This is a genomic window from Actinomadura physcomitrii (genome assembly GCF_008923205.2).
Taxonomy (GTDB): Bacteria; Actinomycetota; Actinomycetes; order Streptosporangiales; family Streptosporangiaceae; genus Spirillospora; species Spirillospora physcomitrii.
This window is the reverse complement of the sequence record NZ_WBMS02000058.1, coordinates 35,616-60,761: the sequence shown is the minus strand read 5'-3', so window position 1 is coordinate 60,761 and position 25,146 is coordinate 35,616. Positions and strand designations below refer to the sequence as shown.

Genomic DNA, 25,146 nt, shown 5'->3' with positions numbered 1-25,146 from the left:
CCAGGGGCCGCAGAGGCTCCAAAGTCAAGGGTGGACGAAGTCCATCGCGAAGCGACGCCGAAGGCGCCCTTGACTTTGGAGGGGCGGCCCCGTACGCAAGCGCCACCCCACCACCCGAACACCCCTCCCGCCAATCAAGCAACACCCTCTTGAAGAGGTCACGTCCACTGGAGTGGTGTACGGGTTGATCTTCCGTGATCCTGTTTCTGCAGGTTGAGCGAGTTTCTCGCTGGTCGATCTCGGGGTCGGGTGTGTTGCCCTCGACTACTCGAAGGCGGGCTTTGGCCAGGAACTCCAGGCCCATGTAGCGGCGGGCCTCGGTCCACTCGTCTGTCTGTTCCATCAGCACCGCGCCGACCAGGCGGACGATCGCGGCCCGGTCTGGGAAGATCGCGACCACGTCGGGGGTATCTCTCCTGAAGTTACAAGCTCGCAGGCCCGGATGGCGGTCGAGCACGGCCGTCCCGTCATCCTGACCGATCTGGTGGTCAGCGCGAACATGTGGGCCAAAGCGCTGGTCGGCAGGCCGGGCGTCCACGTCGCGAGCAGCCTGAACGAGGCGCTGGACATCATCGACGGCCTGATCGCCGAGGAATCCCCATCGTGCTCGGCGCGGTCTTCACGCCGACCTGGGAGCACGAGGACAAGGACCGGATGGAGAGCCGGAGTCACCCGCGCGGTGGGAGTTACCGGCGTGCCGGCGGGTGACTTCCGGAAAGGCTCAGGGCCGCCGGACCGGGTGGTCTGGCGGCCCTGTTCGGCCGGGCATGGGGGTCAGGCTTTGTTGAAGGTGTGCTTGGCCCACAGGTAGGACGCGAGGGCGATGCCGGTGCACCAGGCGGTGGCGATGGCGGCGTCGTCGCCGATGTGGGTGCCGAGGAGCAGGCCGCGGATGGTCTGCATGATGGGGGTGAAGGGCTGGTAGTCGGCGAACCAGCGCAGGGCGGTGGGCATGGAGTCGGTGGGGACGAATCCGCTGCCCAGAAACGGCAGCAGGACCAGGGGCATGGGGGCGTTGCTGGCGGCCTCGGGGGTGGCGGACTTCAGGCCGAGCGCGACCGACAGCCAGGTGATGGCCAGGGCGAACAGGACGAGCATGGCGGCGGCCGCGAGCCAGTCCAGGGCCGTGGCGTTCGGGCGGAACCCGATGGCCAGGGCGATGCCGATGACGACGGCCAGGCCGATGACCTGCTGGACGACGGCGGCGACGACGTGGCCGGTCAGGACGGAGGCGCGGGAGATCCGCATGGTGCGGAAGCGGGCGATGATGCCTTCGGTCATGTCGGTGGCGACCATGACGGCGGTGCCGGTGGCGCCGGTGGCCACGGCCATGAGCAGGATGCCGGGCAGCACGTAGTCGATGTAGGCGTCGCGTCCCCCGCCGTGCTCCAGGCCGTTGCCCAGGGTGCCGCCCAGGACGTAGACGAACAGCAGCAGGATGATCACCGGGGTGATGACCAGCTGGACGGTCATGGACGGGTAGCGGACCAGGCGCTTGAGCTGGCGGCGGGTCATGGTCGCCGAGTCGCGCGCGGCGAGGGACAGGGTGCTCATCGGGCGGTCTCCTGCTTCTGCTCGTCGTGGTGGTGGGGTTGGCCGGTGAGGGTGAGGAAGACGTCGTCGAGGTCGGGGGTGTGGACGCTGAGGTCGGTGGGTTCGATCCCGGCGGTCTCCAGGCGGGTGAGCAGGTCGCGCAGGGAGGCGACGCTGCCGTCGGAGGGGATCTGCAGGGTGCGGCGGTCGTCGTCGGCGGGGTCGAGGAACCCCTGTCCGAGTGCGGACAGCGCGTCCTTCACGGCGTCGTCGTGGGTGAAGGTCAGCGAGATGTGGCCGCCGGGGATGAGGCGTTTGAGCTGGTCAGGGGTGCCTTCGGCGATGAGGTGGCCGCGGTCGAGCAGGGCGATGTGGTCGGCGAGCTCGTCGGCTTCCTCCAGGTACTGGGTGGTGAGGAAGATGGTGGTGCCGGCGGTGACCAGGTCGCCGACGATGCTCCACATGGTGCGGCGGCTGCGCGGGTCCAGCCCGGTGGTGGGTTCGTCCAGGAAGATCAGGCGGGGGTCGCCGACCAGGGTCATCGCCAGATCCAGGCGGCGGGCCATGCCGCCGGAGTAGCTGGAGGCGGGCTTGTCGGCGGCCTCGACCAGGTCGAACCGCTCCAGCAGCTCGGCGGCCTTGCGCTTGCCGTCGCGGCGGGTGAGATGGTGCAGGTCGGCCATCAGCTGCAGGTTCTCCCGGCCGGTGAGCAGCTTGTCGACCGCCGAGTACTGGCCGGTGACCCCGATCGCGCCGCGCACGTCGTCGGGCCGGCTGTTCAGGTCGTGGCCGGCGACCCGGACCTGCCCGGCGTCGGCGCCGATCAGCGTGGACAGGATCTGCACGGTCGTTGTCTTGCCTGCGCCGTTGGGGCCGAGTAGGGAAAAGATCGTCGCTTCGGGGACGGCCAGGTCGATACCGTCCAGCACGATCTTCTCGCCGGTCTTGTCGCGGTAGGACTTGCGCAGCCCGACCGCCTCGATCGCCAGGTTCGTCATCGGGGACTCCTTAAGGGAAGGCGGGGGTCAGAGGGTGCGGGCGGTGATGTCGCCGTGGTCGGTGGTGGCGTGGATGTCCAGCTCGGTGGTGCCATTGCCGGCCAGGCTGTTGGTGATCCGGCCCAGGGCGGTGCCGGCGTCCAGCGCGGCCGAGAGGCCGGGCGCGGCGGCGATGGTGATGTCACCCGAGCGGGTGCGCAGCTGCACCCGGCCGGGTCCGGCGGCGCGGGTGATGCTGATGTCGCCGCGGGCGGTGCTGATGTCGGCGGGGCCGCCCAGGTGGCCGACCTGCACGTCGGCGTCGGTGGCGGTCAACTGCACGCCGGCGGCTTCGTCGATCTTGAGGGTGCGGTAGGCGCCGTCGAAGGCGACCTCGCCCAGCCGTCCGACGCCGCGGAACTCGGCCGCTTCGGCCCTGCCCTGGATACGGGATCCGGCCGGCAGCCGCACCGTCACCTCGACCGCGCCGGACGGGCCGAAGTAGCGGTTTCCGGTCGCCGCCTTCACGGTCAGCGTCCCGTCGGTGAAGGCGACGGTGACCTGCTCGGCGGCCTTGACGTCGCGGTTCTTGGACGGGTTGGCGGGGCGGACGTCCACGGTGGTGTCGGCGCGGTCGGCGGCGATGACCTGCACCCGCCCGGCCGGGACCTCGAAGACGGCGGTGATCGGGGCGGGGGTGGCGAAGGTGTCCATCGGGTGCTCCTTGCTGAGAGGGGCCGGACGATCCGGCCCGCTTGTTTCTGACAACGCAAACGCTACGTTGCTTTTCCAATCTCGGCAAGGAGTTCGTTGCGCGATAGGACCAGTTTCGCAGGTAGATGCTCGAATATTGTTGCAACGGCTTGGAGTATAACGCAACGATCCACTCGCGCACTGGTTGCAATGGCGTGAGAGTGAACGCTATGCCGGACGGGCCGGGAGCGGGCGCCGGGAGGGCCGGGACGGCGAGATGCCCGGCGCCGGGCTCGGCAGCTGCTCCTCGATCCCCATGGCCCACCCCGCGTCCTCGGTCCGCTCGCCTTCGACCGGCGTCCACCGGCTGCGACGCTAGGCGGTTCCCGCCGCCTTCCGAATCGGTCACATGACCCGTATCGGCCCGGCGTCCGCGCGGGCCCGTCAGGCGTAGGACTGCGGACCGGGTGGCCGTGCACGGGGTCAGGTGTTCGGCAGGCCGAGATAGGGGAAGTCAGGCAAAAGGTCGGCATGCGGCGCGACTCCGCCATTCCCGGCTTTCCGTTGGGCAGGAAGGCCATGCGGGCCATGAAGACGTCGTCGGTGAGAGCACGCCCGTTGGGGTAGGCGGCGGGGCTGTTGCGATCGTAATGCAGGATGTCGGGAAGCACGGTGCGGGCGGCAGCCGTCGCCTCCGCGGGGGAATAGCCGTTTCCCTGAAGAATCGTCGACCACGACTCCAGGTAATTGCCGCCACCACCCGCAGACTGGTCCACGGGCTGGGAAGACAGCCGTCCGGGGCCGGTCAGGCGTTGAGCCAGTCGCCCGGGAGCAGGGTGCGGAACCGGTCGAGGGTGTCGGGGTCGCGGGCGCGGACGGAGAGCCAGTCGCCGCCGCCGTCGGACAGCAGCACGCCCGGGACGGTGTAGTAGTTCTGGCCGCCCTCCGTCGGGAACGGGACGAGCGCGAAGCGGCGGGCCAGCTCGTCGTCCTCGCCGGCGCCGAGGGCGCGGGAGTCGCACAGCTCCTCGGGGCCCTGCGTCGACTCCGCCAGGACGATCTCCAGGACGGCCGCCGAGAACCGGTCGGTCCACGGCTCCCACAGCTCGGCGTACTTGTCGGCGAGGTCCGCGCGGATGTGGACGGGCGGGTCGTCGCCGCCGAGGGCGTCCAGCAGGACGCCCCAGCGCGCCGCGCCCTGGTTCTCCTCCCGGAAGACCAGGGCGCCGTGCTCGACGGCCAGCTCGCCGGGGCTCAGCAGGGTGTCGAGGTTGCTGTGCAGGTCGGGGCGGCGTCCGAACAGCGCGTACGCCTCGCGGACGGCGGCGGGCAGCCGGAGGCCGAGCCGCTCCTCGGCCTCGGCCAGTTCCGCTTCCGGCGTGCCGTCCTCGATGCCGAGGGGCAGGCCCCAGCTTGCGGCGAACTCCCTGATGAAGGTCCAGGCGGCGGCCCGGTCGTGGAGTGCCGGCGGCAGGTCGCGGACGATGTCGAAGCCCACACTTCGACGTTATCCCTCTTCAGGCGGTTTTGACCGCGCCTCCGTCGATGAGGTGATCGGTGCCGGTGGTGCTCGCGGCGATCGGGGAGGCGAGGTAGGCGATGAGCGCGGCGACCTCGGCGGGCTCGACGAGCCGCCCGGTGACCATGCCGATCCGGTCGGGGATCATGCCGATGAGCTGTTCCTGGTCCACGCCGAGGGTCGCGGCCAGCTCGGCGCCGTAGCCGTCCGGCGACTCCCACATGGCGGTGCGGGTGGCGCCCGGCGAGACGGTGTTGACGCGGACGCCGCGCGGCCCGAACTCGTGGGCGAGGGCCTCGCCGAACGCGGTCAGCGCCGCCTTCGCGGTCGTGTAGGGGATGGGGCCGAGGTGCCACGTGGACACGCTGCTGCGGGGCTTCGCCGCGCACCCCGAGCGCGGCATGTGATTTCGCCGGGAGCGTGCAACGCTCCCGTACGTAAGGTACAGAACGTACAGTCCGCGGCATGAGACTTCTGATGCTGGGCGGTACGGAGTTCGTCGGGCGCGCCATCACCGACGCGGCGCTGGATCGCGGCTGGGACGTGACCGTCTTCCACCGGGGCCGCCACGAACCGCCGGACGGCGTGACGGCCCTGCACGGCGACCGGACCGCGCGGGACGGCCTCGCTCCGCTCGCCGACGGGAAGTGGGACGCGGTGGTCGACACGTGGTCGGCCGAGCCGTCCGTCGTCCGCGACGCGGCCCGGTTCCTTAAGGGACGGGTCGAGCGGTACGTCTACATCTCCAGCCGGTCCGTCTACGCGTACCCGGCGGGCGCCGGGCTGGACGAGACCGCCGACGTCGTAGAAGGCTCCAAGGACGACGGTCAGGTCCCCTATGCGGAGTCCAAGCGCGGCGGCGAACTCGCGGCGATCGACGCGTTCGGCGACCGCGCCCTGCTCGTCCGTGCGGGCCTGATACTCGGGCCCTACGAGAACCTCGGACGCCTGCCCTGGTGGCTCACCCGCGTAGCGCGCGCGGGACGGGTCCTGGCGCCGGGCCCGCGCGACCTGCCGCTCCAGTACATCGACGTCCGCGACCTGGCCGCCTGGACACTCGGCGCCATTGAACGCGGCCTCAGCGGCCCGTACAACCTGGTGAGCCGGCCAGGCCACACGACGATGGGCGAACTCCTGGCCGCGTGCGCCCGCACGACCGGGTCCGACGCCGAGTTCGTATGGACGTCCCCGGAGCCGATCCTCAAGGCCGGTATCGAACCGTGGACGCAGCTCCCCATCTGGCTACCGCCCGGCGAGGAGCACGAAACCCTGCACCAGGGCGACGTCACCAAGGCGCTCGCCACCGGCCTGCGATGCCGGCCCATAGGGGAGACGGTGGAAGACACCTGGAACTGGATGCGGTCCGTAGGCGGGCAGGCACCGCGACGTCCGGACCGTCCCGACGTAGGACTCGCCCCGGAAACCGAAGCCGCGTTCCTCGACGGCGGCGGGCACTGACCGCATCGGGGTGGACGCGGCGCGCCGGGTTCCGCTAGAGAGACCTTCTATGACCGCTTTGGCACTCGGCCCCCACCTCCGCCACGTGAGCGCCCGCACCGCGACGATCTGGGTGGAGACCGACCGCCCCTGCGAGGTCCGCGTGGTCGCCCGCGAGCACGGAGTGGACGCGGGCTCCCGCACGTTCACCGCGCACGGCCACCACTACGCGATCGTGGAGGTCGACGGCCTCGAACCCGGCGCCCGCGTCCCCTACGAAGTGGTCATCGACGGCGAGACGGTCTGGCCGGAACCCGGCTCGGACCAGCCGCCCAGCCGGATCCGGACCCTCGACACCGGCGGGACGCTGCGCATCTCGTTCGGGTCGTGCCGCCGCTCCCCCGGCACCCCGGAAGAGTTCGGGTACGACGCGCTCACCGCGTTCGCGCACCGGCTCATGTCCGGCGGCGACGCGGCCTGGCCCGACGTCCTGCTGATGGTCGGCGACCAGGTGTACGCCGACGAGCTGAGCGAGGAGATGAAGGAGTTCATCCGCGGCCGGCGCGCCGCGGACGAGCCGCCCGTCGACGAGGCCGCCGACTTCGAGGACTACACCCACCTGTACAAGCTGGCCTGGCGCGACGACCCGGCCGTGCGGTGGCTGCTGTCGACCGTCCCGACCTTCACCATCTTCGACGACCACGACATCCGGGACGACTGGAACACCTCCCACGCCTGGCGGCGGGAGATGTGGGCGCAGCCGTGGTGGCGGGCCCGGATCACCGGCGGGATCGGCTCCTACTGGGTCTACCAGCACCTCGGGAACATGTCGCCGCAGGACCGGGCGTCCGACCCGCTGCTCGCGGCGGTGCGCGCCGCGTCCGACGACGGCGGCGACGCGGGCAAGATCCTCGACGAGTTCGCCGAGCGCGCCGACAAGCAGCCCGACACCATGCGGTGGAGCTACGCGCACGACTGGGGCGGCACCCGGCTCGTCGTCGTCGACAGCCGCTGCTCCCGGCTGCTGACCTCCGACCGCCGCGGCATGCTCGACGACGAGGAGTTCCGCTGGCTCGACGGGCAGTGCCAGGGCGGCATGGACCACCTGCTCATCGCCAGCTCGCTGCCCTACCTGCTGCCCCGCACCATCCACCACGCCGAGTCGTGGAACGAGGCGGTCGCGGGCGGCGCGTGGGGGCGGCGGGCCGCCGCCGTCGGCGAGAAGATCCGGCAGGCCGCCGACCTGGAGCACTGGGCGGCGTTCGAGCGCTCCTTCCGCGAGGTGGCCGAGGACGTGATCGCGGTCGGCAGGGGAGAGCGGGGCGCCGCCCCGGCCAGCATCTCCTTCCTCTCCGGCGACATCCACTACTCGTGCCTGTCCCGGGTGACCGCCCCGGACACGACGTCGGCCATCACCCAGATCATCTGCTCGCCGCTGCGGAACCCGCTGGACGGCACCATCCGCCGCGCCAACCGCATCGCGTCCGTGCGCGGCGTGAGCGGGGCGTTCCGGGCGCTGGCCAAGCTGGCGAAGGTGCCCGCGCCCCCGCTGCGGTGGCGGATGACCGACGGGCCCTGGTTCGACAACGCCATCGCGACGGTGGAACTGAACGGCAGGCAGTGCACCGTCCGGTGGGAGACGCCCCGCGCCGAGACCGCCCTCACCGAGATGGGCCGCGCCGCCATCACCCGCTGAACCCGGCCGAACCTCGGCCTGGACCCCGCTCCGCCTGCGACGATGGACGGAGCGGGGCACACCCGTTCAGCCCCCTCGCCGGAACGGGCGCACCCCGGGCGGGCGGACTGGGGAACCGCCCACGCCCCTCCAACGCGCCGGCACCCCCGCCATGACGCGGATCCGCGACATCGACCATGTCGAGCGCCGGCGTCGGCGACAATGTGTGGTCAAGGCGTCACAATGGGCTATCATCGGGGTGGCAAGATCCCGCCAAGGACGGCGCGCCCGTGAGGAGGCCACGTGGAGGAGCCCGCCACGACCGGAACCGGGGACGCGGCGCTCATCTCGCGGGTCCGCGACGGCGACGTCTCGGCGTACGGGGTGCTGTACGAGCGGCACGTCGCCGCGGCCCGCGGCCTCGCCCGGCACCTGACCGGCGGGTCCGACGCGGCCGCCGCCGAGGACGCCGTGCAGGACGCGTTCACCAAGGTCCTCGGCGTGCTGCGGCGCGGCGCCGGGCCCGACACCGGGTTCCGCCCGTACCTGCTCACCGCCGTGCGCCGCGCCGTGTACGACCGGCGGCGCGCCGACCGCCGCCTCCACCGCACCGACCGGATCGAGGAGTTCGACGAGGGCGTCCCCTTCGAGGACCCGGCCCTCGCCGACCTGGAGCGCTCGATGATCGTGCGGGCGTACCGGTCGCTGCCCGACCGCTGGCAGGAGGTGCTCTGGCACACCGAGGTCGAGGGCACCAAGCCCGCCGAGGTCGCGGCGCTGCTCGGGCTCACCGCCAACGGCGCCGCGGCGCTCGCCTACCGGGCCCGCGAAGGGCTCCGGCAGGCCTACCTGCAGATGCACCTCGCGGGCCTCGGCGACAGGCGCCGCGAGTGCCGGCCGACACTGGAGCGGCTCGGCCCGTTCGTGCGGGGCGCGCTCGCCGCGCGCGAGAGCCGCCGGATCCAGCGGCACCTCGACGGCTGCGCCGGCTGCAAGGCGCTGCACGCCGAGCTCGCCGACCTCAACACGGCGCTGCGCGAGGGGCTCGGACCGCTGGTGCTCGGCACCGCGTCCAGCGTGGCGCTCGCGTCCAAGGGCGGCCTGTTCACCTGGCTGCGGTACCTGCCGAGACGGCAGCAGCAGGTGCTCGCGGGCGGCGGCGCGGTGGCGGTGGCGGCCGCGGTGGCCGCCACCGCGATGGTCCTCGTGTCCGACAGGCGGCCGGTCCGGCCCGCGCACGACCCGCCGGCCGCCGTGCAGGCCCCGCCGCGTCCGCCGGCCGCGGAACCGGCACCGGAACCGGCCGTGCCGCGTCCACCGGCTCCGTCCCGTCCGGCGCCGCCCGGCGCGCGGCCCGTGGTCGTGCCCGCCGCCGACCGGCCCGCCCCGCGTCCGACATCTGGCGTCCCGGCACCGCCGGTGAGCAGGCCGCCGAAGAAGCACCCGCATCCGCATCCGCCCCGGCCCGTGCACCGGCATCCGCGCTGCCCGTTCGTCCGTGTCACGGCGGGCGGGCCCGACGTGCTGGTCGACGTCGCGGTCGGCACCAACATCCATGTCAAGGGGGGCGGTGAGCACGTCGCCGCCGAAAGCGTGCACGTCAGGACGACCACTGTGCGCGTCAGGGCCGGCGGCGCGGTGCACGTGAAGGTGCGCGCCGGCGCCGGTGCGGGCGTGCCGCGCCAGGTCGTGGTGCCGGTCTTCGCCGACGCCCGGTTCCATGGGCGGTTGAAGACTCGGTCGCGCGCACCCTACGGCTGAACCGGCCACCTGCTCTTCCCGTAAAGATCATGAAGAAGGGCGGGGCGGGGCGGCAGCGGCTGGTAGCGTCCGCCGCGGTTCCCAGTTTGTTGTTACTGGGGAGTCGCGAACCGGCGGTATGCCATGAAAGAGTGCGAATCGCCGTATTGGCCTACAGGGCTGACGGGCTTCACTACGCTATAAGCGCCCGAGGTCACTACGCCGGCCTGTGAGCTCCCGTGTAGAGGAAGGGCGGTGTCGCATGGATCGCTGCGCGCTGTTCGTAGACGCCGGCTACCTGCTGGCCGACGGCGCCATGGCGGTGCACGGCACCCGCCATCGCGAGACCGTCTCGTGGGACTTCAGCGGCCTGCTGCAGCTGCTGAGCGACCTCGCGCGCGAACGCACCGGCATGCCACTGCTGCGCTGCTACTGGTACGAGGCCACCGTCGAGGGCCGCCGCGCCCCCGAGCACGACGCGCTCGCCGACCTGCCCGGCCTGAAGCTCCGCCTCGGCCGCATCCGCCCCGGCCGCCGCGAGGGCGTCGACACCGAGATCCACCGCGACCTGATGACCCTCGCCCGCAACGGCGCCCTCGCCGACGCCGTCGTCGTCAGCGGCGACGAGGACCTCGCCCAGGCCGTCTCCGACGCCCAGGACCTCGGCCTGCGCGTCACCGTCGTGCACGTCGCCGTCGACGGCAACTGGACGATCTCCCGCGTGCTGCGGCAGGAGTGCGACGACCTCATCGAGATCGGCGCCGGGCACCTGCGCCCCTACGTCAACCTGCTCAGCGGCATGGACACCGGTGCGGGCTCCGCGGGCGGCGCCCCCGCGCTCGGCGCGGGCCCGCTGTCCAACGGGCACGGCTCCAACGGCCACGGCCCCGGCGGCGCCGGCGCGCCGCTCGGCCCGCTGCAGACCACGACGCACAACGGCCCGCCGCCGTCGTCCCCGATCGGCGGGCAGCCGCTCAGCCCGGCCGGCGCCGGGCTCGGCCCGTCGGGATCGTCGGGCTCGTCCGGGTCGTCCGGCGGGTACGGCGGGGGGAGCAGCGGCGGCGCCGGCGTCCCCACCGGCCCGCTGCCCCTGCCGGGCAGCGGCGGCCTCGGGCCGTCGTCCTCGCTGGGCTCGTCGTCGTCCTCGCTCGGCTCCGGCGGGCTGCCGCTGCCGTCCTCCTCGCCGCTGCAGGCCCCGCCCTCGTCCGGGCCGTCCGCGTCGGCCGCCCCGGCCCCCGCGCCGACGTCCGGCCAGCCGCCGCTCGGCCCGCAGTACACCTCGTCGCCGGTGCCGTCCCCGTCGCCGCCGCCCCCGCCGCAGACGCTGCCGTCCCAGTCGTCCGGGGCGTCGCCGCTGCCCGCGAGCCGGCCGCACGGCCCCTACACCGGGCCCCAGCAGATCTCGCCCGTCCCCGCGCAGCAGAACACCCCGACCCTCTCCGACGCCGTGAAGGCCGCGCACCAGGAGGGCCAGGACTTCGGCGAGTCCGTCGCGCGGGACGCGCCCGCGCTGTGGCTCGAGGCCGTCCTCGCCCGCAAGCCGCGCATGCCCTCCGACCTGGAGGCGCGCCTGCTGCAGGGCTCCTCGCTGCCCATCGACTTCCTGCTCCACGACGAGGTGCGGCACGCGCTGCGCCGCGGATTCTGGGACGCCCTCGAACGTTCCCGCAGGTGACGGCGGTACGCCCCGGACACATACGGGCCGGTAATGCACGATCATCAGTGATTCGCCCGCTTCGGTCGGCCGCCTGCGGGTAGCGTTGAACCGTGACGCATGTGACGGAAGACGATCTCGACGACCTGGAGTTCGACACCCTGCGCACCGGCGATCACATCTCGGCGGCCGAGCGGCTGTCCGAGCTGGCCGAGTCGGTGACGGGCGGGGTCTCGCGCGCCAACGTCCTGCTGCGCGCCGGTGAGCAGTGGCAGCACGCCGGCGACCACGCCAAGGCCGCCGAACTGTACCGCAAGGCCATGGAGGACGGCGGTGAGGTGTACGGCGACCCGCGCGCCTACCTCGCCGACGCGCTGTTCGAGCTGGGCAGGGCCGACGAGGCGCGCACGCTCGTCGACCAGATCCGCGCCGACAAGCCGCGCGACCCGGAGGTGTACCGCACGGTCGCCGAGGTGCTGTACGCCCAGGGCGACGCGTCCGGCGCCCACGACTGGGCCACCAGCGGCGCCGACGTGGTGCTCGCGCTGCGCGACCGGGCCGTCGGCACCGGCATCGGCGACCCCGACGAGCCGCCCGTCCCCGACGACGAGTCGCTCACCCCGGGCCCCGACGACGTCGCCCTCGCCGAGGACAGCCTCGAGGCGCTGCTGCGGCTGCGCTACCGCGCCCGGATGGACCTCGGCCGCAGCGAGGACGACTACGACGCGCTCCTGGACGACCTCCTCAAGAACTGAACGGCTTCGTCGAGAACCGAGCGGACACGGCGCGGCGGCCGGAGCCCCTTACGCTGTGGGGATGCCCAACTCCGCCGGCGCCGAGGCGCGCACGCGCCCGCTGATGCTCACGTTCTTCGGGGCGCACGTGCTCGGGCGGCCCGTCGCGGTGTCGGCGGGCAGCGTCATCGAGGTGCTCGGCCGGGTGGGGCTCGGCGAGCACGCGGTCCGGACGTCGCTGAACCGGATGGTCAAGCGCGGGCTGCTGGAGCGGCACCGGCAGGGCCGCAAGATGTACTTCGCGCTGTCCGCGCACGCCGCCGAGGTGCTGGAGGACGGCCGGGAGCGGATCTGGCGCGCGGACGTGGTGAACCGGAACTGGGACGGCCGGTGGACGCTCGTCGGGTTCTCGCTGCCGGAGGACTGGCGGCGCGAGCGGCACGACCTGCGGTCCCGGCTGATCTGGGCGGGGTTCGGGCCGCTGCAGAACGGGCTGTGGGTGGCGCCCGGCATGGTCGACGTCGCGGCGGCGGTGGCCGGGCTCGGGCTGGAGGCCCACATCCGGGTGTTCGGCGGGAGCTTGCTGCCGCCGACGCAGGTGCGGGACGTGCTGGAGCAGGCGTTCGACGTGCCCGCCATGGCCGCCCGCTACCAGGCGTTCCTCGACCGCTGGGACACCGCGGGCGACGCAGACCGCGGCGGCGGGGCGGGCTGCCCGGACGCCGCGGCCGGGCTGCCCGACGACCTCGCGCGGCAGCTCGTCCTGCACAGCGACTGGCTGGAGCTGGTGCGCCGCGACCCGCACCTGCCGGCCGAGCACCTGCCGGAGGGCTGGCCCGCGATGCGCGCGGAGGCGGTCTTCCGCGACCTCGCCGGACGGTGGGAGCGCCCGGCCGCGGCGGAGGCGGCCCGGATCCTGGACACCCTTCCGCTGGGTTGAAACTGCTGATCATCGGCGTGCGGCGGCGCATGATCCGATATTCGTCACATTATTGACAGCCGTCAAGAAACAGCCGTACATTCGCGGCGACCTTCCGGCACGCTCCCCGATCAGGAGCCGCTCATGTCCCTCCCGCGCCGTGCCCGCCGCCTCGGCGGCCTCGCCGCCGCCTGCACCGCCCTGACCCTCGCCCCCGCCCTGCCGTCCGCCGCGTCCACCCAGGCGAATACCGCCTCGTATTCCGGCAAGCTCGCCGACGGCGCCTCCTGGACCGCCGAAGTGCCCGCCCGCTGGAACGGCACGCTCCTGCTGTTCAGCCACGGTTTCGGTCCCCTCGTCGCGCAGGACGCGCCGAGCCCCGGCGCCCGGACCGCGCTGCTCGCCGAGGGCTACGCGCTCGCGGGCTCGTCCTACGACCCGAACGGCTCGATGTGGGCGCTGACGTCCGCCGAACGCGACCAGTTCGCCACGATCGACGCGTTCCGCGGCGCCGCCGGCAGGCCCCGGCACGTCATCTCGGTCGGCCAGTCGATGGGCGGCCTGATCAACGCGCAGATCGCCCGCGACGGCGCCGGACGCGTCGACGGCGCGCTCGGCCTCTGCGGCCTCGTCGCGGGCGGCGTCGACCTGGACAACTACCAGCTCGACGCCGAGTACGCGATCGCCGCGCTGCTCGGCCCGGGAGCCGGCACCCGGCTCGTCGGCTTCGCCGACGCCGGCGAGTCCGCCGCGCTCGGCGCGAAGCTCACCGACGCCGTCACCAAGGCCCAGGCCACCCCGCGGGGACGGGCCCGGATCGCGCTCGCCGCCGCCTACCTCAACCTCGCCGACTGGGCGCCGGACCAGCAGCAGCCGCCCGCCAGGAACGACTACGCCGGCCAGGAGAAGCAGCAGTACACGTGGTTGGCCCTGGGCCTGCTGCCCTTCCTCACCACCGCGCGCTACCAGGTCGAACTGTCGGCGGGCGGCAACACCTCGTGGAACAAGGGCGTCGACTACGCCGCGCTGCTGCGGCGGTCCTCGCACGCCGCGCAGGTCCGCGCCCTGTACCGCACCGCCGGGCTGAACCTCCGGGCCGACCTCGCCCGCCTCACCAAGGGCGCGGACGTCACCGCCGACCCCGCCGCCGTCCGGTCCCTGCGCCGCACCTCCACCGCGGGCCAGGGCCTCGCCGTCCCCCTGCTCGACGTGCACACCACGTCCGACCAGCTCGTCCCCGTCGAGCAGGAGAACGCGTTCGCCGGACGGGTCCGGGCCGCCGGACGGTCCGCGCTGCTGCGCCAGGCCTACGTCGCCCGGCAGGGGCACTGCAACATCAGCACCGCCGAGACCGTCGCGGCCGTCCACGCCGTCCAGCACCGGGTCGCCACCGGACGCTGGAGCGGCACGAGCGCCGCGCAACTGCAGCGCAGCGCCCTCGCGCTCGGCCTCGACGGCGCCGCCTTCGTCCCCTACCGGCCCGGCACCCTCGTCGGCGCCCGCCGCTGACCCGACATTCCGAAGCCGCTGACCGTCCACCCCGTTCCGTCAGGAGTCCACGTGTCCACCACCGCGGAGACCCCGTCCCGCTCCACGCCGGCGTCCGGCCCGTCCCTCGCCCGCGGCACGCTGATCGCCTGCTGCGTCGCGGTCTGCCTCGCGCAGATCGGCATCGCGATCCCAGCCACCCTCAACGGCCTGTTCCAGAAGGACCTGCACCCCGTCGGCTCCCAGCTGACCTGGATCTCCGACGCGTTCCTGCTGCCCGTCGCCGTCCTGGAGCTCACCTTCGGCGTGCTCGGCGACCTGTTCGGCCGCAAGCGGCTGCTCGTCGGCGGCGCCGTGCTGATGGCGATCGGCGAGACCGTCAGCACCACCAGCTCCGGCGTCCACCAGCTGTGGGTCGGGCAGGCGCTCGCCGGTCTCGGCGCCGCCGCGCTGTTCCCGACCTCGCTGGCGATGCTCGCCGCCGGCACCAGCGGCGGCACCCGGCGCGCCCGGGTGATCGCCCTGTGGGCCGCGTGCCTGTCCACCGGCGGGTTCCTCGCGCCGCTGCTCGGCGGCATCACCGCCACCTACGGGTCGTGGCGCTGGTCGTTCATCGTCGTCACCATCGTCGCGGTGGTCAGCGCGGCCGTCAGCATCCTGCTGGCACGCGACTCCCGCGCCCCCGAAGGCCGCTCCCTCGACCCGGCCGGGCAGATCACCATCGGCCTCGGCCTGTTCGCGCTGCTGTTCGCCATCATCCAGGGCCCCGACGACGGCTGGGGCTCCGCTCCCGTCGTCACCGGGTTCGTGCTGGCCGCCGTGTTCCTCGCCGCGTTCGTCGCCGCCGAGCTGCGCGTCCGCTCGCCGCTGCTGCGCCTCGACCTGTTCGCCAACCGCGCCTTCGCCGTCGCGTCCATCGTCGCCGTCGTCGGCATGTTCAGCTTCCTCGGCACCGCCTACTCGGTCAGCATCCGGCTCGGCCCCGCGCAGGACCAGAAGCCCATGCACACCGCGATGGCGTTCCTGCTGCTCAACGGCCTCGCGCTCGTGCTGCTGCCGGTCACCGAACGGCTCCTGCACCGGGTCGCGCCCGGGCTGCTCACCGGCGGCGGGCTGATCCTCATCGCCGCCGGCGACTTCTGGACCGCGACCCTCCCCATCAGTGACCGCGCCCTGACCTCGCTGATCCTGCCGCTCGGCCTGGTCGGCATCGGCTTCGCCGTCACCGTCTCCTCCATCACCGCGACCGCCGTCAACACCGTCCCGCACCACCTGGAGGGCATGGCCAGCGCGACCACCAACCTGCTGCGCGACTTCGGCTTCACCCTCGGCCCCGCCGTCATCGGCGCCGTCGCCCTCAGCCGCGCCGGCTCCGGCTTCACCGACAAGCTCGACGCGTCGCCGCTGCCCGCCGGCCTCAAGCACGCCGCGCTGGAGGTGCTGCACGAAGGCGGCCCGCTCGGCATCAACAGCGCGTCCGCCGCCGCGCCGCCGCTCAAGCCCGTCCACTCCATGGCCCTGGACGCCGTCGGACACGGCTACTCCATCGGCTTCGTCGTCTGCGGGGCCGCAGCCCTCGCGTCCGCGCTGCTCACCCTGCTCACCCTGCGCGGCTCGAACCGTCCCGCACCCGAGACCGACGCGACCTGACGGCACGCCCGCCGCGGCCTAGAGCGTGGTGATCAGTTCGCTGAACGCCTGGGCCGCGGCGGCGGGAGGCTCGTGCTCGACGACGGTCCAGCCGCGCAGCCGGGCCTCCCGGACCGCCCCGTCCCGATCGGGGAACGCGGCCCGGTCGGCGTGCGTGCGCAGGTAGCCGCAGGGCGCCTCGGGCCAGTCCGGCGGGCCCGGAAGCGAACCGTGGTCGTGCGCGGCGCCCGGCGGACGCGGCAGATCCGCGTCCACGAACACGTAACCGCCCACCGGCCGGTGCGCCGCGCGCTGCGCCAGCGCGATCGCCGGCAGCAGCGGACCCGCCGCGCCGTGCGCCGCCAGCACCAGCGGCACCGACGGCCCCGCCGCCGAGACGATCAGCGAGACACGGGCGACGTACCGGGCCCCCTCGCCGTCCGGGACGTCCGGCGCGATCACGTCCATCCCGTACGAGCGCAGCATCTCCGGCATGTCGCCCCAGGACGCGGCGGACGCGCCCGGCGCGTGCAGCAGCACCACGGAACCCGGCGTCATGGCCCCCCTTCCCGCCGCAACCGTACAGTGCGGCTGCGGCGGCCCGGCGCCGGATGAATAGGGTTCCTCCTGTGAGCGATCGTGATGAGCTGCTGCGAGAGATCAAGGACAAGGCCGTCGTGCACGGCGACTTCACCCTGTCCTCCGGCAAGAAGGCGTCCTGGTACGTCGACCTGCGCCGGGTCACCCTGGACGGCGCCGTCGCGCCCCTCGTCGGGCGGGTGATGCTGGACGAGACCGCCGACCTGGACTACGACGCCGTCGGCGGCCTCACCCTCGGCGCCGACCCGGTCGCCACCGCCATGCTGCACGCCGCCGCCGCGCGCGGCCGCCGCCTCGACGCGTTCGTCGTCCGCAAGGCCGGCAAGGCGCACGGCCTGCAGCGCCGCATCGAGGGCCCCGACGTCGCCGGGCGCCGCGTCCTCGCCGTCGAGGACACCTCCACCACCGGCGGGTCCGTGCTCACCGCCGTCGAGGCGCTGCGCGAGGCCGGCGCGGAGGTCGTCGCCGTCGCGACGATCCTGGAACGCGGCGCCGCCGCCCGCATCGCCGAAGAGGGCCTCGCCTACCGGCACCCCTACGCCGTCGACGACCTCGGCCTGTCCTAGCCCTTCGGGCGCACGTACCAGGTGGCGCGCTGCCCCTGCGGCTTCGCCGCCTGCAGCTTGCCGTAGATGCTGACCTGGAGCGATCCGCCGTTCGACGCGACGACGTCCAGGGTGTCCTCCTTGAACTGCAGGACCTCCCCGGTGTCGTGGACGCCCTGGGTCAGCACCCGCCCGGTGTCGGGGACACGGACGATCACCGTGGTCGGCTGGCCGGTGACGCGGATCAGCAGCGGGACGCTCGACGAGGGGGCCTTCGCGGTGGGGGACGCATCGGTGGAGGACGTGCGGCCGCCGCTCGGGGATTCGGGGGCCGCGGACGGGGCTTCCTTGTCCGGCGAGCCGGACACCGCGTTCACGAGCGCGATGCCGCCCACCACGAGAAGCGCTAAGGCGAAGACCACGGCGATGGCCGCGATCACGATGCGTGCGAGACCTATAGGGTCCGACCGATGACGTCCCACATGGGGAGGTTAGCGATAACTGTCACTCCTGAGCGACGGACGTGACTCTTCACGGTCATTCTTATTCGGACCGTTGCCACCGCCGCGCCCCTTCATGATCTCCCGGACGATCGGGATCACCGACAGGACGAGGATCACCGCGACCCCCGGCAGGATGTACTTCTCGATGTCCGGGACCTCGGAACCGAGGAAGTGGCCGAGCAGGAACAGCGCGTCCGTCCAGACCACGCCGCCGATCACGTTCCAGACGAAGAATTTGCGCGCGTCCATGCCCAGCATCCCGGCGAGCGGGTTCAGGAACGTCCGGACGATCGGGATGAACCGGGCCAGCAGCACGGCGCGGGCCGGACCGAACCGGTTGAAGTAGTACTCCGCCTTGTCCACCCACTCCCGGCGGAACAGCCTGGAGTCGGGCCGGTCGAACAGGCGGCGGCCGTAGCGGGCGCCGAGGAAGTGCCCGAGCTGGGCGCCCGCGATCGCCGCGACCGGCCCGCCCACCAGCAGCCACGGCAGCGACAGCGACTGGAACTCCTGGCCGTTGACGGTCGAGACCGCCGTGAGGATCCCCGCCGTGAACAGCAGCGAGTCGCCCGGCAGGATGCAGCCGATCAGCAGTCCGGTCTCCGCGAAGATGATGGCGAGCACGCCGACCGTCGCGAACGTCCCGAACAGCTGCAGCCACGCGGTCGGGTGCAACCACTCGGTGATGTCGTAGGGAATCGTCGTGAGCTCCACACCGCGAGCGTACCTTTCCGCACGTCGCGATTAGGCGGAACGCAGGCCCCGACGCGATACTGAGGAGCGGACGGCATGCCAGACCGGAGACCGTGTGACCCGGGCCGCTCACCTGGGTAGACGGTCGTTCGTGGTGCTACCGCCCGGCCGGATGCCCGGCGGCACCCTGCGTATGAAAGGACGCTGACAATGCCCATCGCAACGCCCGAGGTCTACGCGGAGATGCTCGACAAGGCCAAGCGCGACGGCTTCGCCTTCCCCGCCATCAACGTGACGTCGAGCCAGACGCTGAACGCGGCGCTGCGCGGCTTCGCCGAGGCGGAGAGCGACGGCATCGTGCAGGTCTCCACCGGGGGCGCCGAGTACCTGTCCGGGTCCACCGTCAAGGACATGGTCGTCGGCGCCAGCGCCCTCGCCGAGTACGCGCGGGTCGTCGCCGCCAAGTACCCCGTCAACATCGCGCTGCACACCGACCACTGCCCGAAGGACAAGCTGGACGGCTTCATGCGCCCGCTCATCAAGATCTCGCTGGAGCGGGTGGCGCGCGGCGAGGAGCCGCTGTTCCAGTCGCACATGTGGGACGGGTCCGCCGTCGAGCTGCACGAGAACCTCGACATCGCCGCCGGGCTCCTCGAGGAGTGCGCGAAGGCGCGGATCATCATGGAGATGGAGATCGGCGTCGTCGGCGGCGAGGAGGACGGCGTCGCCAACGAGATCAACGAGAAGCTGTACACCACCCCCGGCGACGCGATCGCGACCGCCGAGGCCGTCGGCGTCGGCGAGAAGGGCCGCTACATCCTCGCCGCGACGTTCGGCAACGTGCACGGCGTCTACAAGCCCGGCTCGGTGAAGCTGCGCCCCGAGGTGCTCAAGGAGATCCAGGACGCGGTCGGCGCCAAGTACGGCAAGGACAAGCCGTTCGACCTGGTGTTCCACGGCGGCTCCGGCTCCACCCTCGAGGAGATCCGCGAGGCCGTGTCGTACGGCGTCGTGAAGATGAACATCGACACCGACACCCAGTACGCCTTCACCCGCCCCGTCGCCGAGCACATGTTCCGCAACTACGACGGCGTCCTCAAGGTGGACGGCGAGGTCGGCAACAAGAAGCAGTACGACCCGCGCTCGTGGGGCAAGGCCGCCGAGGCCGCGATGGCCGCCCGCGTCGTCGAGGCCACCGAGAACCTCCAGTCCGCCGGCAAGAAGCTGGGTTAGCCCAGGGGGCTGTGTTTTCCCAGGGGGGCGACCCCCTGGAACCCCCGCCACGGTCGACAGGCCGTTTCCCGCTCCGCAAGAGCTCCGCGCGAAACAGCCTGTCGACCGACGGGCAGGCCCGCTGCACTCGCTGCACTCGCTCCGCGTGCCCGCCCGTGCCGGGGCTGGGCTCTGGCCTTCCGGACCGGATGACAACCGGCTCCTCGGCAGCGGACATCGGGGCACGGTCCATGCGTTTTGTGATGAAACTTCGGTAGTCTCGGGGTGTGGCGCTGCCCCGTACCTATGAGAGTCAGAACTGCTCGATCGCTCGTGCGCTGGAGGTCGTCGGCGATCGGTGGACGCTCCTGGTGATCCGGAGCGCGTTCGAGGGCGTCCGGCGGTTCGACGACTTCCAGGACGCGCTCGGCGTGGCGCGCAACGTCCTCACCGACCGGCTGACCCGGCTGTGCGACGAGGAGATCATGCGGCGCGTCCCGTACCAGGAGCGGCCCGAGCGGTACGAGTACCGGCTCACCCGTAAGGGCGTCGAACTGTGGCCGGCGATGATGACCCTGCTGATGTGGGGCGACAGGCATTACGCCCCCGACGGACCGCCGGTGATCGTCGGGCATCGGGGCTGCGGCGGCACGCTCACGCCGCGCTTCACCTGCGACTCCTGCGGCGCGACCCTGGGGCCCGGGGACGTCGACACACGGCCCGGCCCGGGCGCTTAGAAGAATCCACGCGCTGTTCACCCGGTTATCGGTTGCTTGACGAAACTCAGTGCGGTCCAATGGGTTTTATGAAGCAACTCAATGTGCGCAGCGTCGCCCGCATTGCCGCGCCCACGCTCGAGGACGTGCGGATCCGGCCGTACGGGGTCACCGACCACGACCGGCTCGTCCGCATGTCCGACCGGCTCTCCGGCAACAGCCTCTACACCCGCTTCTTCTCCGGAACGCCGCGCATCCCGGACTACTACGTCGCCGCCATGGACCGGCTCGACCACTGGGACCGCGACGCCCTGGTGGCGCTGGTCGGCGGCGAGATGGTGGGGATCGCGGAGTACGTCCGCGACGTCCGCGAGCCGTCCCGGGCCGAGATCGCGGTGCTGGTCGCCGACCTGTGGCAGCGCTGCGGCCTAGGCAGCCGCCTCGTCGGGCACCTGACGCGGCTCGCCGCGCGGCGCGGCGTCACCGAGCTCGGCGCCGACGTCATCCTCACCAACCGGGGCGCCCTGCTGTTCATCCGGCACGGCTGGCCCGCCGCCCGCTCGCGCACCGAGGAGGGCGCCGCCCGGTTCCGCCTTCCGCTGCCCCCGCCCGTGACCGCAGCGCGGCGCTGAGGGCCGGGCAGGGCACGTCAGGGCTTCTCGGCTCCCGCCAGAAGGCGCTTCCGTTCCGGGGTGTAGTGCCACCACGGGTGGGCGGGACGTCCTTCGGCCTGGTCCACTGCGGACATGACGGTGTCCAGGAGGCAGGGGTCCAGGCGCTGCCCGTAGGCGGCCGACATCTCCTCGTACAGCTCGACCGGGTCGCGGCCCGCCAGTTGCTCGACGCGGGTGACGCCGATGCGCTCGAAGTAGCGCGCCACCGCCCGGCCCACGTTGACCAGGCCGGTGAGATCCGAGTCGGTCATGCCGTCCCCCTTGCCGTCTTCGCGGTATCTTCTTGCAGCTCAGCGTAGGCACGGCAGGGACGGTGGCGCTTGTAGGAATCGGACGCGTCAGGATGGTGTGTGGGCCGCGCCGGCGTGCAGGCCCGGCGGGAGCGGGGCCGTGACCCGGGTTGATGCGGACCCGGCGCGTCGACTTACGATGACCCGCATGACCCAGAACCTGCTCGGCGGCCCGCCACCCACCGAACTCCCGGACAACACCGAGGCCCGCGAGGCGCTGGACGGCGGCGTCGACCCGTTCGAGGTCGCCGCGCGCCACCCCGACTACCCGGGCGCCTGGGCCGAACTGGCCGACCGCGCCTTCGCCAAGGGCAGCGTGATCGACTCCTACGCGTTCGCCCGCACCGGCTACCACCGCGGCCTGGACCAGCTGCGCCGAGCCGGCTGGAAGGGCCACGGCCCGATCCCCTGGGAGCACGAGGCCAACCGCGGCTTCCTGCGCGCCCTGCACGCGCTGTCGCGCGCCGCCGCCGCCATCGGCGAGGAGGACGAGGCCGAGCGCTGCCGCACGTTCCTGCGCGACAGCAGCCCCACCGCCGCGGACGAACTGTCGTCCTGACCCACGCGTCGCACCCGTACCCGGCCGGTGAGGTGCGGTTTTTTTAGCGGCCGGGTACGGGTACGCTTTGATCGCAAGAGGCCCCTTCGCGCTTGCGGCGACCGGGGCCTTCGTCGTGGGAAGGAAAAGTGGCATGCCTGCCATCGTTCTTGTCGGTGCCCAGTGGGGAGATGAGGGCAAGGGCAAGGCAACAGACCTGCTCGGGGGCGACGTCGACTACGTCGTCCGCTACCAGGGCGGCAACAACGCCGGCCACACCGTCGTCATCGGGGACAAGAGCTACGCGCTGCACCTGCTGCCGTCCGGGGTGCTGTCGCCGGACGTCGTCCCGGTGATCGGCAACGGCGTGGTGATCGACCCGGCCGTCCTGCTGCAGGAGATCGACGGGCTGCGGGAGCGCGGGATCGGCTGCGAACGGCTGCTGATCTCGGCGGACGCGCACCTGATCATGCCGCACCACCGGGCCCTCGACAAGGTCACCGAGCGGTACCTCGGCAAGGCGCGGATCGGCACCACCGGCCGCGGCATCGGCCCCGCCTACGCCGACAAGATCAACCGGATGGGCATCCGGGTGCAGGACCTGTTCGACCCGAACATCCTCACCCAGAAGCTCGACCTGTCGCTGCGCGAGAAGAACCAGGTCCTCACCAAGGTCTACAACCGGCGCCGGATCGAGACCGGCCCGATCGTCCAGGAGTACCTGGCCTACGGCGAGCGCATCCGGCCGTTCGTCGCCGACACCACGCTCGTGCTGAACAAGGCCCTCGACGACGGCAAGGTCGTGCTGCTGGAGGGCGCGCAGGGCACGCTGCTGGACATCGACCACGGCACCTACCCGTTCGTGACGTCGTCCAGCCCCACGGCGGGCGGTGCGTGCGCGGGCTCCGGCGTCGGCCCCACGAAGATCACCCGCGTGATCGGCATCCTGAAGGCCTACACCACCCGCGTCGGCTCCGGCCCGTTCCCCACCGAGCTGCTGGACGAGCAGGGCGAGTACCTGCGCAAGACCGGTGGCGAGTACGGCGTCACCACCGGCCGCGACCGGCGCTGCGGCTGGTTCGACGCGGTGATCGCCCGCTACGCGTCCCGGGTGAACGGCATCACCGACTTCTTCCTCACCAAGCTCGACGTGCTGTCCGGGCTGGAGCGGGTCCCGGTCTGCGTCGCCTACGACGTGGACGGCGAGCGCGTCGACGAGCTGCCCGCCACGCAGACCGACTTCCACCACGCCAAGCCGGTCCTGGAGTACCTGGACGGCTGGCAGGAGGACATCAGCGGCGCGAAGACCTTCGAGGACCTGCCGAAGAACGCGCAGGCGTACGTCCGGTCGCTGGAGGAGATGTCGGGCGCGCAGATCTCCGCGATCGGCGTCGGCCCCGGCCGCGACCAGACCCTGTCCCTGCGCTCCCTGGTGTAACGCCTGAACCACCGTTTTCCCCGTCCTCACCGGACCTCCATCCGGGGTTCGGCGGCGGCCGGTACCGTTCCCCCGATGATCGGCATCGAGGGGACCGTCGAGCTGCACGGTCATCGGGGCGCTCGCGGGCTGCGCCCGGAGAACACACTGCCCGGCTTCGCGCACGCCGCCGAGCTGGGCGTGGACGTCGTCGAGCTGGACGTCGGCCTGTCCGCGGACGGCGCCGTCGTCCTCGGCCACGACCAGGTGCTGTCCCCGGCGAACCTCGCCGACACGGCCCCCGCGTGGCCGGACGACCCCGCGTTCCCCTACGTCGGCAAGCCCGTCAGGGAGCTGACGCTCGCGCAGCTCAAGACGGTCGACGCGGGCGTCCGGCAGCGCGACGACGCGTTCGCGCGCACCCAGCGCCCGCTGCCCGGCACCCCGATCCCGACGCTGGCGGAGGCGTGCGCGCTCCTCGCGCCCACCCGCGCCGGCCTCGCCGTCGAGCTGAAGACCGACCCCGACTGGACGGACGAGGAGGTCGAACTGTTCACCGCCGCCGTCGCCGGCGTCCTCGCCGCCGCGGGCATGACCGGCCGCAGCCGGCTCCTCGCGTTCGACTGGCGCGTCCTCGTGGAGGCCCACCGCAACCACCCGGGGCTCGGCCGCACCGCGCTGGTCGAGCGCAAGACGCTCGTCCCCGGCACCCGCTGGCTCGCCGGCCTGCCGCCGGACGACCCGGTCGCGGCCGCCGCCGCGGCCGGCGCGACCGCCCTGTCCCCCGAGCACGCCATCACCACACCCGCCCTGATCGAGGACGCCCACACCTTGGCCCTGCCCGTCGCCGTCTGGACCGTCAACGCCCCCGAGGACATGACCCGCTTCATCGAGTACGGCGCGGACGCCATCGTCACCGACTACCCCGACCGCTTCCCCGTCCCCCGCCCCACCGCGCCCGCACATTGACCGTCCCGACGGATAATTCATCACTCTGTGCGATCAGATGGTAACTTCACGTCCATGCGGTCCCCCCCCTGCACGACGCGATCAACCAGATGATCCGCGAGCGACCCGAGTCCGCGCTCGAGATGCTCCGCGACCTCAAGGGCATCGACATCCCGCCGACACCACTGGTGCGCGTGGAGAGCAACACTTTCAACGACCGGCCGTCCAAGGACTTCACTCCTGACACCGTCATCTCGGCCGGCCCTCCCCAGCAGCCGTTCCACGGCCTCATCGTGGAAGTCCAGCAGGAGCCGAGCGAAGCCAAGCGCAAGCAACTCCCGAGATACGCGGCATCGCTGTGGCTGATGCTGAACTGTCCCGTGACCCTGCTCTGCATCTGCCCGGACGCCGCGACCGCGAAGTTCTTCGCCAAGCCGATCACCACCGAACTGCCGGGCTACGTGCTCGAAGCGGTTGTACTGGGCCCCGACGACGTTCCCGCGATCAGCGATGCGAGCGAAGCGGCGACTCACCCCGAAGTGGCCGTGCTGTCGGTGCTGGTGCACCGGGAGCAGAAGGTGGCCGAGGCATTCGTCGGCGGCCTGAGTCTCATGTCGGACGACCACGCAACGCAATACTATGAATACGCATACGGCATGGCTTCACTGCCGGTGCGCCGCACTCTGGAGGAACTCATGACGTCGACCAACTGGCCGGTCTACAGCCCCTTCGCCCGCGAACACTTCGGCCGCGGGAAGAGCGAAGGGCTCGCCGAGGGCCGAGCAGAGGGCCGGATCGAGGGACGAGCAGAAGGCCGGACCGAGGGACGAGCAGAAGGCCGGACCGAGGGACGGGCCGAGGCGCTGCTACTCCTGCTGGAGGCACGCAATCTGAATGCTTCCGGCTCCGTGATCAAGCGCATCCTCCTGTGCAAGGACACGGAGATGCTCGAGAAGTGGATCCGGCGCGCGGCGCTGATCGAGAAGGTCGAGGATCTGTTCGACTGACGTTC

General features: G+C 72.2%; 25 protein-coding genes and 1 pseudogene. 16 read left to right on the top strand and 10 right to left on the bottom strand.

Annotation, left to right across the window (positions count from 1 at the left end; translation table 11 throughout):
• Nucleotides 1-280: 280 nt before the first annotated feature.
• The 6 genes and pseudogenes from F8568_RS42265 to F8568_RS42240 form a co-directional block, all read right to left on the bottom strand.
• A pseudogene (locus F8568_RS42265) lies at nt 281-415 on the bottom strand (transposase); the annotation flags it as partial.
• A 359-nt stretch (nt 416-774) separates the two neighbouring features.
• On the bottom strand, nt 775-1,554 hold the full coding sequence (locus F8568_RS42260; RefSeq protein ID WP_151599776.1) for an ABC transporter permease: 780 nt from the start codon (nt 1,552-1,554) through the stop codon (nt 775-777).
• Nucleotides 1,551-2,531 carry an ATP-binding cassette domain-containing protein gene (locus tag F8568_RS42255; protein WP_151599774.1) on the bottom strand — a complete coding sequence of 327 codons (981 nt, stop codon included), beginning with the start codon at nt 2,529-2,531 and terminating at the stop codon, nt 1,551-1,553. Before F8568_RS42255 ends, F8568_RS42260 begins: the two co-directional genes overlap by 4 nt.
• A gap of 27 nt (nt 2,532-2,558) precedes the next feature.
• The gene (locus tag F8568_RS42250; protein WP_151599772.1) at nt 2,559-3,224 is read right to left on the bottom strand and encodes a DUF4097 family beta strand repeat-containing protein; all 666 of its coding nucleotides are present in this window, start codon (nt 3,222-3,224) and stop codon (nt 2,559-2,561) included.
• Nucleotides 3,225-4,008: 784 nt separating this feature from the next.
• Nucleotides 4,009-4,701, bottom strand: coding sequence for an SMI1/KNR4 family protein (locus F8568_RS42245; RefSeq protein WP_151599770.1), 693 nt, complete (start codon nt 4,699-4,701; stop codon nt 4,009-4,011).
• A gap of 19 nt (nt 4,702-4,720) precedes the next feature.
• Entirely contained in the window at nt 4,721-5,086 is a 366-nt protein-coding gene (locus F8568_RS42240; protein ID WP_328601284.1) for an SDR family oxidoreductase, read from the bottom strand.
• A 101-nt stretch (nt 5,087-5,187) separates the two neighbouring features.
• On the opposite strand from F8568_RS42240, the gene F8568_RS42235 reads away from it, so the two are divergent.
• From F8568_RS42235 to F8568_RS42200, 8 genes are all read left to right on the top strand, one after another.
• Entirely contained in the window at nt 5,188-6,180 is a 993-nt protein-coding gene (locus tag F8568_RS42235) for an SDR family oxidoreductase (protein WP_151599766.1), read from the top strand.
• A 49-nt stretch (nt 6,181-6,229) separates the two neighbouring features.
• On the top strand, nt 6,230-7,855 hold the full coding sequence (locus F8568_RS42230) for an alkaline phosphatase D family protein (RefSeq protein ID WP_151599764.1): 1,626 nt from the start codon (nt 6,230-6,232) through the stop codon (nt 7,853-7,855).
• 282 nt (nt 7,856-8,137) lie between these two features.
• Nucleotides 8,138-9,595, top strand: coding sequence for a sigma-70 family RNA polymerase sigma factor (locus F8568_RS42225; RefSeq protein ID WP_151599762.1), 1,458 nt, complete (start codon nt 8,138-8,140; stop codon nt 9,593-9,595).
• Between the two features lie 241 nt (nt 9,596-9,836).
• Nucleotides 9,837-11,249 carry an NYN domain-containing protein gene (locus F8568_RS42220; RefSeq protein WP_151599760.1) on the top strand — a complete coding sequence of 471 codons (1,413 nt, stop codon included), beginning with the start codon at nt 9,837-9,839 and terminating at the stop codon, nt 11,247-11,249.
• 92 nt (nt 11,250-11,341) lie between these two features.
• Complete coding sequence (locus tag F8568_RS42215; RefSeq protein ID WP_328601283.1) at nt 11,342-11,983, top strand: tetratricopeptide repeat protein; 642 nt, start codon at nt 11,342-11,344, stop codon at nt 11,981-11,983.
• Between the two features lie 61 nt (nt 11,984-12,044).
• Nucleotides 12,045-12,902 (top strand): PaaX family transcriptional regulator, encoded by an 858-nt coding sequence (locus F8568_RS42210; protein WP_202125994.1) that lies wholly within the window; start codon nt 12,045-12,047, stop codon nt 12,900-12,902.
• A gap of 123 nt (nt 12,903-13,025) precedes the next feature.
• A complete protein-coding gene (locus F8568_RS42205; protein ID WP_151599759.1) occupies nt 13,026-14,390 on the top strand; it encodes an alpha/beta fold hydrolase in 1,365 nt (454 codons plus the stop codon).
• A 51-nt stretch (nt 14,391-14,441) separates the two neighbouring features.
• On the top strand, nt 14,442-16,019 hold the full coding sequence (locus F8568_RS42200) for an MFS transporter (RefSeq protein ID WP_202125993.1): 1,578 nt from the start codon (nt 14,442-14,444) through the stop codon (nt 16,017-16,019).
• Nucleotides 16,020-16,037: 18 nt separating this feature from the next.
• On the opposite strand, the gene F8568_RS42195 is transcribed toward F8568_RS42200, so the two are convergent.
• Nucleotides 16,038-16,556, bottom strand: coding sequence for a lipase family protein (locus F8568_RS42195; protein ID WP_151599757.1), 519 nt, complete (start codon nt 16,554-16,556; stop codon nt 16,038-16,040).
• Between the two features lie 71 nt (nt 16,557-16,627).
• On the opposite strand from F8568_RS42195, the gene pyrE reads away from it, so the two are divergent.
• Nucleotides 16,628-17,164, top strand: coding sequence for an orotate phosphoribosyltransferase (gene pyrE, locus F8568_RS42190; protein WP_151599755.1), 537 nt, complete (start codon nt 16,628-16,630; stop codon nt 17,162-17,164).
• On the opposite strand, the gene F8568_RS42185 is transcribed toward pyrE, so the two are convergent.
• Complete coding sequence (locus F8568_RS42185; protein ID WP_202125991.1) at nt 17,161-17,583, bottom strand: hypothetical protein; 423 nt, start codon at nt 17,581-17,583, stop codon at nt 17,161-17,163. The two genes, pyrE and F8568_RS42185, sit on opposite strands and share 4 nt — an antisense overlap.
• 51 nt (nt 17,584-17,634) lie before the next feature.
• A complete protein-coding gene (locus tag F8568_RS42180) occupies nt 17,635-18,360 on the bottom strand; it encodes a DedA family protein (RefSeq protein ID WP_151599751.1) in 726 nt (241 codons plus the stop codon).
• 189 nt (nt 18,361-18,549) lie between these two features.
• Here F8568_RS42180 and fbaA point away from each other — a divergent pair, with 189 nt between their 5' ends.
• The 3 genes from fbaA (at nt 18,550) to F8568_RS42165 (ending at nt 20,899) form a co-directional block, all read left to right on the top strand.
• Nucleotides 18,550-19,572: a class II fructose-bisphosphate aldolase gene (fbaA, locus tag F8568_RS42175; protein WP_151599749.1), complete on the top strand. Its 1,023-nt coding sequence runs from the start codon at nt 18,550-18,552 to the stop codon at nt 19,570-19,572.
• 266 nt (nt 19,573-19,838) lie between these two features.
• The gene (locus F8568_RS42170) at nt 19,839-20,288 is read left to right on the top strand and encodes a winged helix-turn-helix transcriptional regulator (RefSeq protein WP_151599747.1); all 450 of its coding nucleotides are present in this window, start codon (nt 19,839-19,841) and stop codon (nt 20,286-20,288) included.
• 68 nt (nt 20,289-20,356) lie between these two features.
• Nucleotides 20,357-20,899 (top strand): GNAT family N-acetyltransferase, encoded by a 543-nt coding sequence (locus F8568_RS42165; RefSeq protein WP_236010020.1) that lies wholly within the window; start codon nt 20,357-20,359, stop codon nt 20,897-20,899.
• A gap of 17 nt (nt 20,900-20,916) precedes the next feature.
• Here the strand turns inward: F8568_RS42165 and F8568_RS42160 are convergent, their stop codons facing one another.
• Nucleotides 20,917-21,192 carry a helix-hairpin-helix domain-containing protein gene (locus F8568_RS42160; RefSeq protein WP_151599743.1) on the bottom strand — a complete coding sequence of 92 codons (276 nt, stop codon included), beginning with the start codon at nt 21,190-21,192 and terminating at the stop codon, nt 20,917-20,919.
• A 178-nt stretch (nt 21,193-21,370) separates the two neighbouring features.
• Between F8568_RS42160 and F8568_RS42155 the strand changes: the two genes are divergently transcribed.
• From F8568_RS42155 to F8568_RS42140, 4 genes are all read left to right on the top strand, one after another.
• Nucleotides 21,371-21,790: a DUF3151 domain-containing protein gene (locus F8568_RS42155; protein ID WP_151599741.1), complete on the top strand. Its 420-nt coding sequence runs from the start codon at nt 21,371-21,373 to the stop codon at nt 21,788-21,790.
• A gap of 133 nt (nt 21,791-21,923) precedes the next feature.
• Nucleotides 21,924-23,207, top strand: coding sequence for an adenylosuccinate synthase (locus F8568_RS42150; RefSeq protein WP_151599739.1), 1,284 nt, complete (start codon nt 21,924-21,926; stop codon nt 23,205-23,207).
• Between the two features lie 75 nt (nt 23,208-23,282).
• The gene (locus tag F8568_RS42145) at nt 23,283-24,155 is read left to right on the top strand and encodes a glycerophosphodiester phosphodiesterase family protein (RefSeq protein WP_151599737.1); all 873 of its coding nucleotides are present in this window, start codon (nt 23,283-23,285) and stop codon (nt 24,153-24,155) included.
• A gap of 89 nt (nt 24,156-24,244) precedes the next feature.
• Entirely contained in the window at nt 24,245-25,141 is an 897-nt protein-coding gene (locus F8568_RS42140) for a hypothetical protein (protein WP_160573963.1), read from the top strand.
• Nucleotides 25,142-25,146 lie beyond the last annotated feature (5 nt).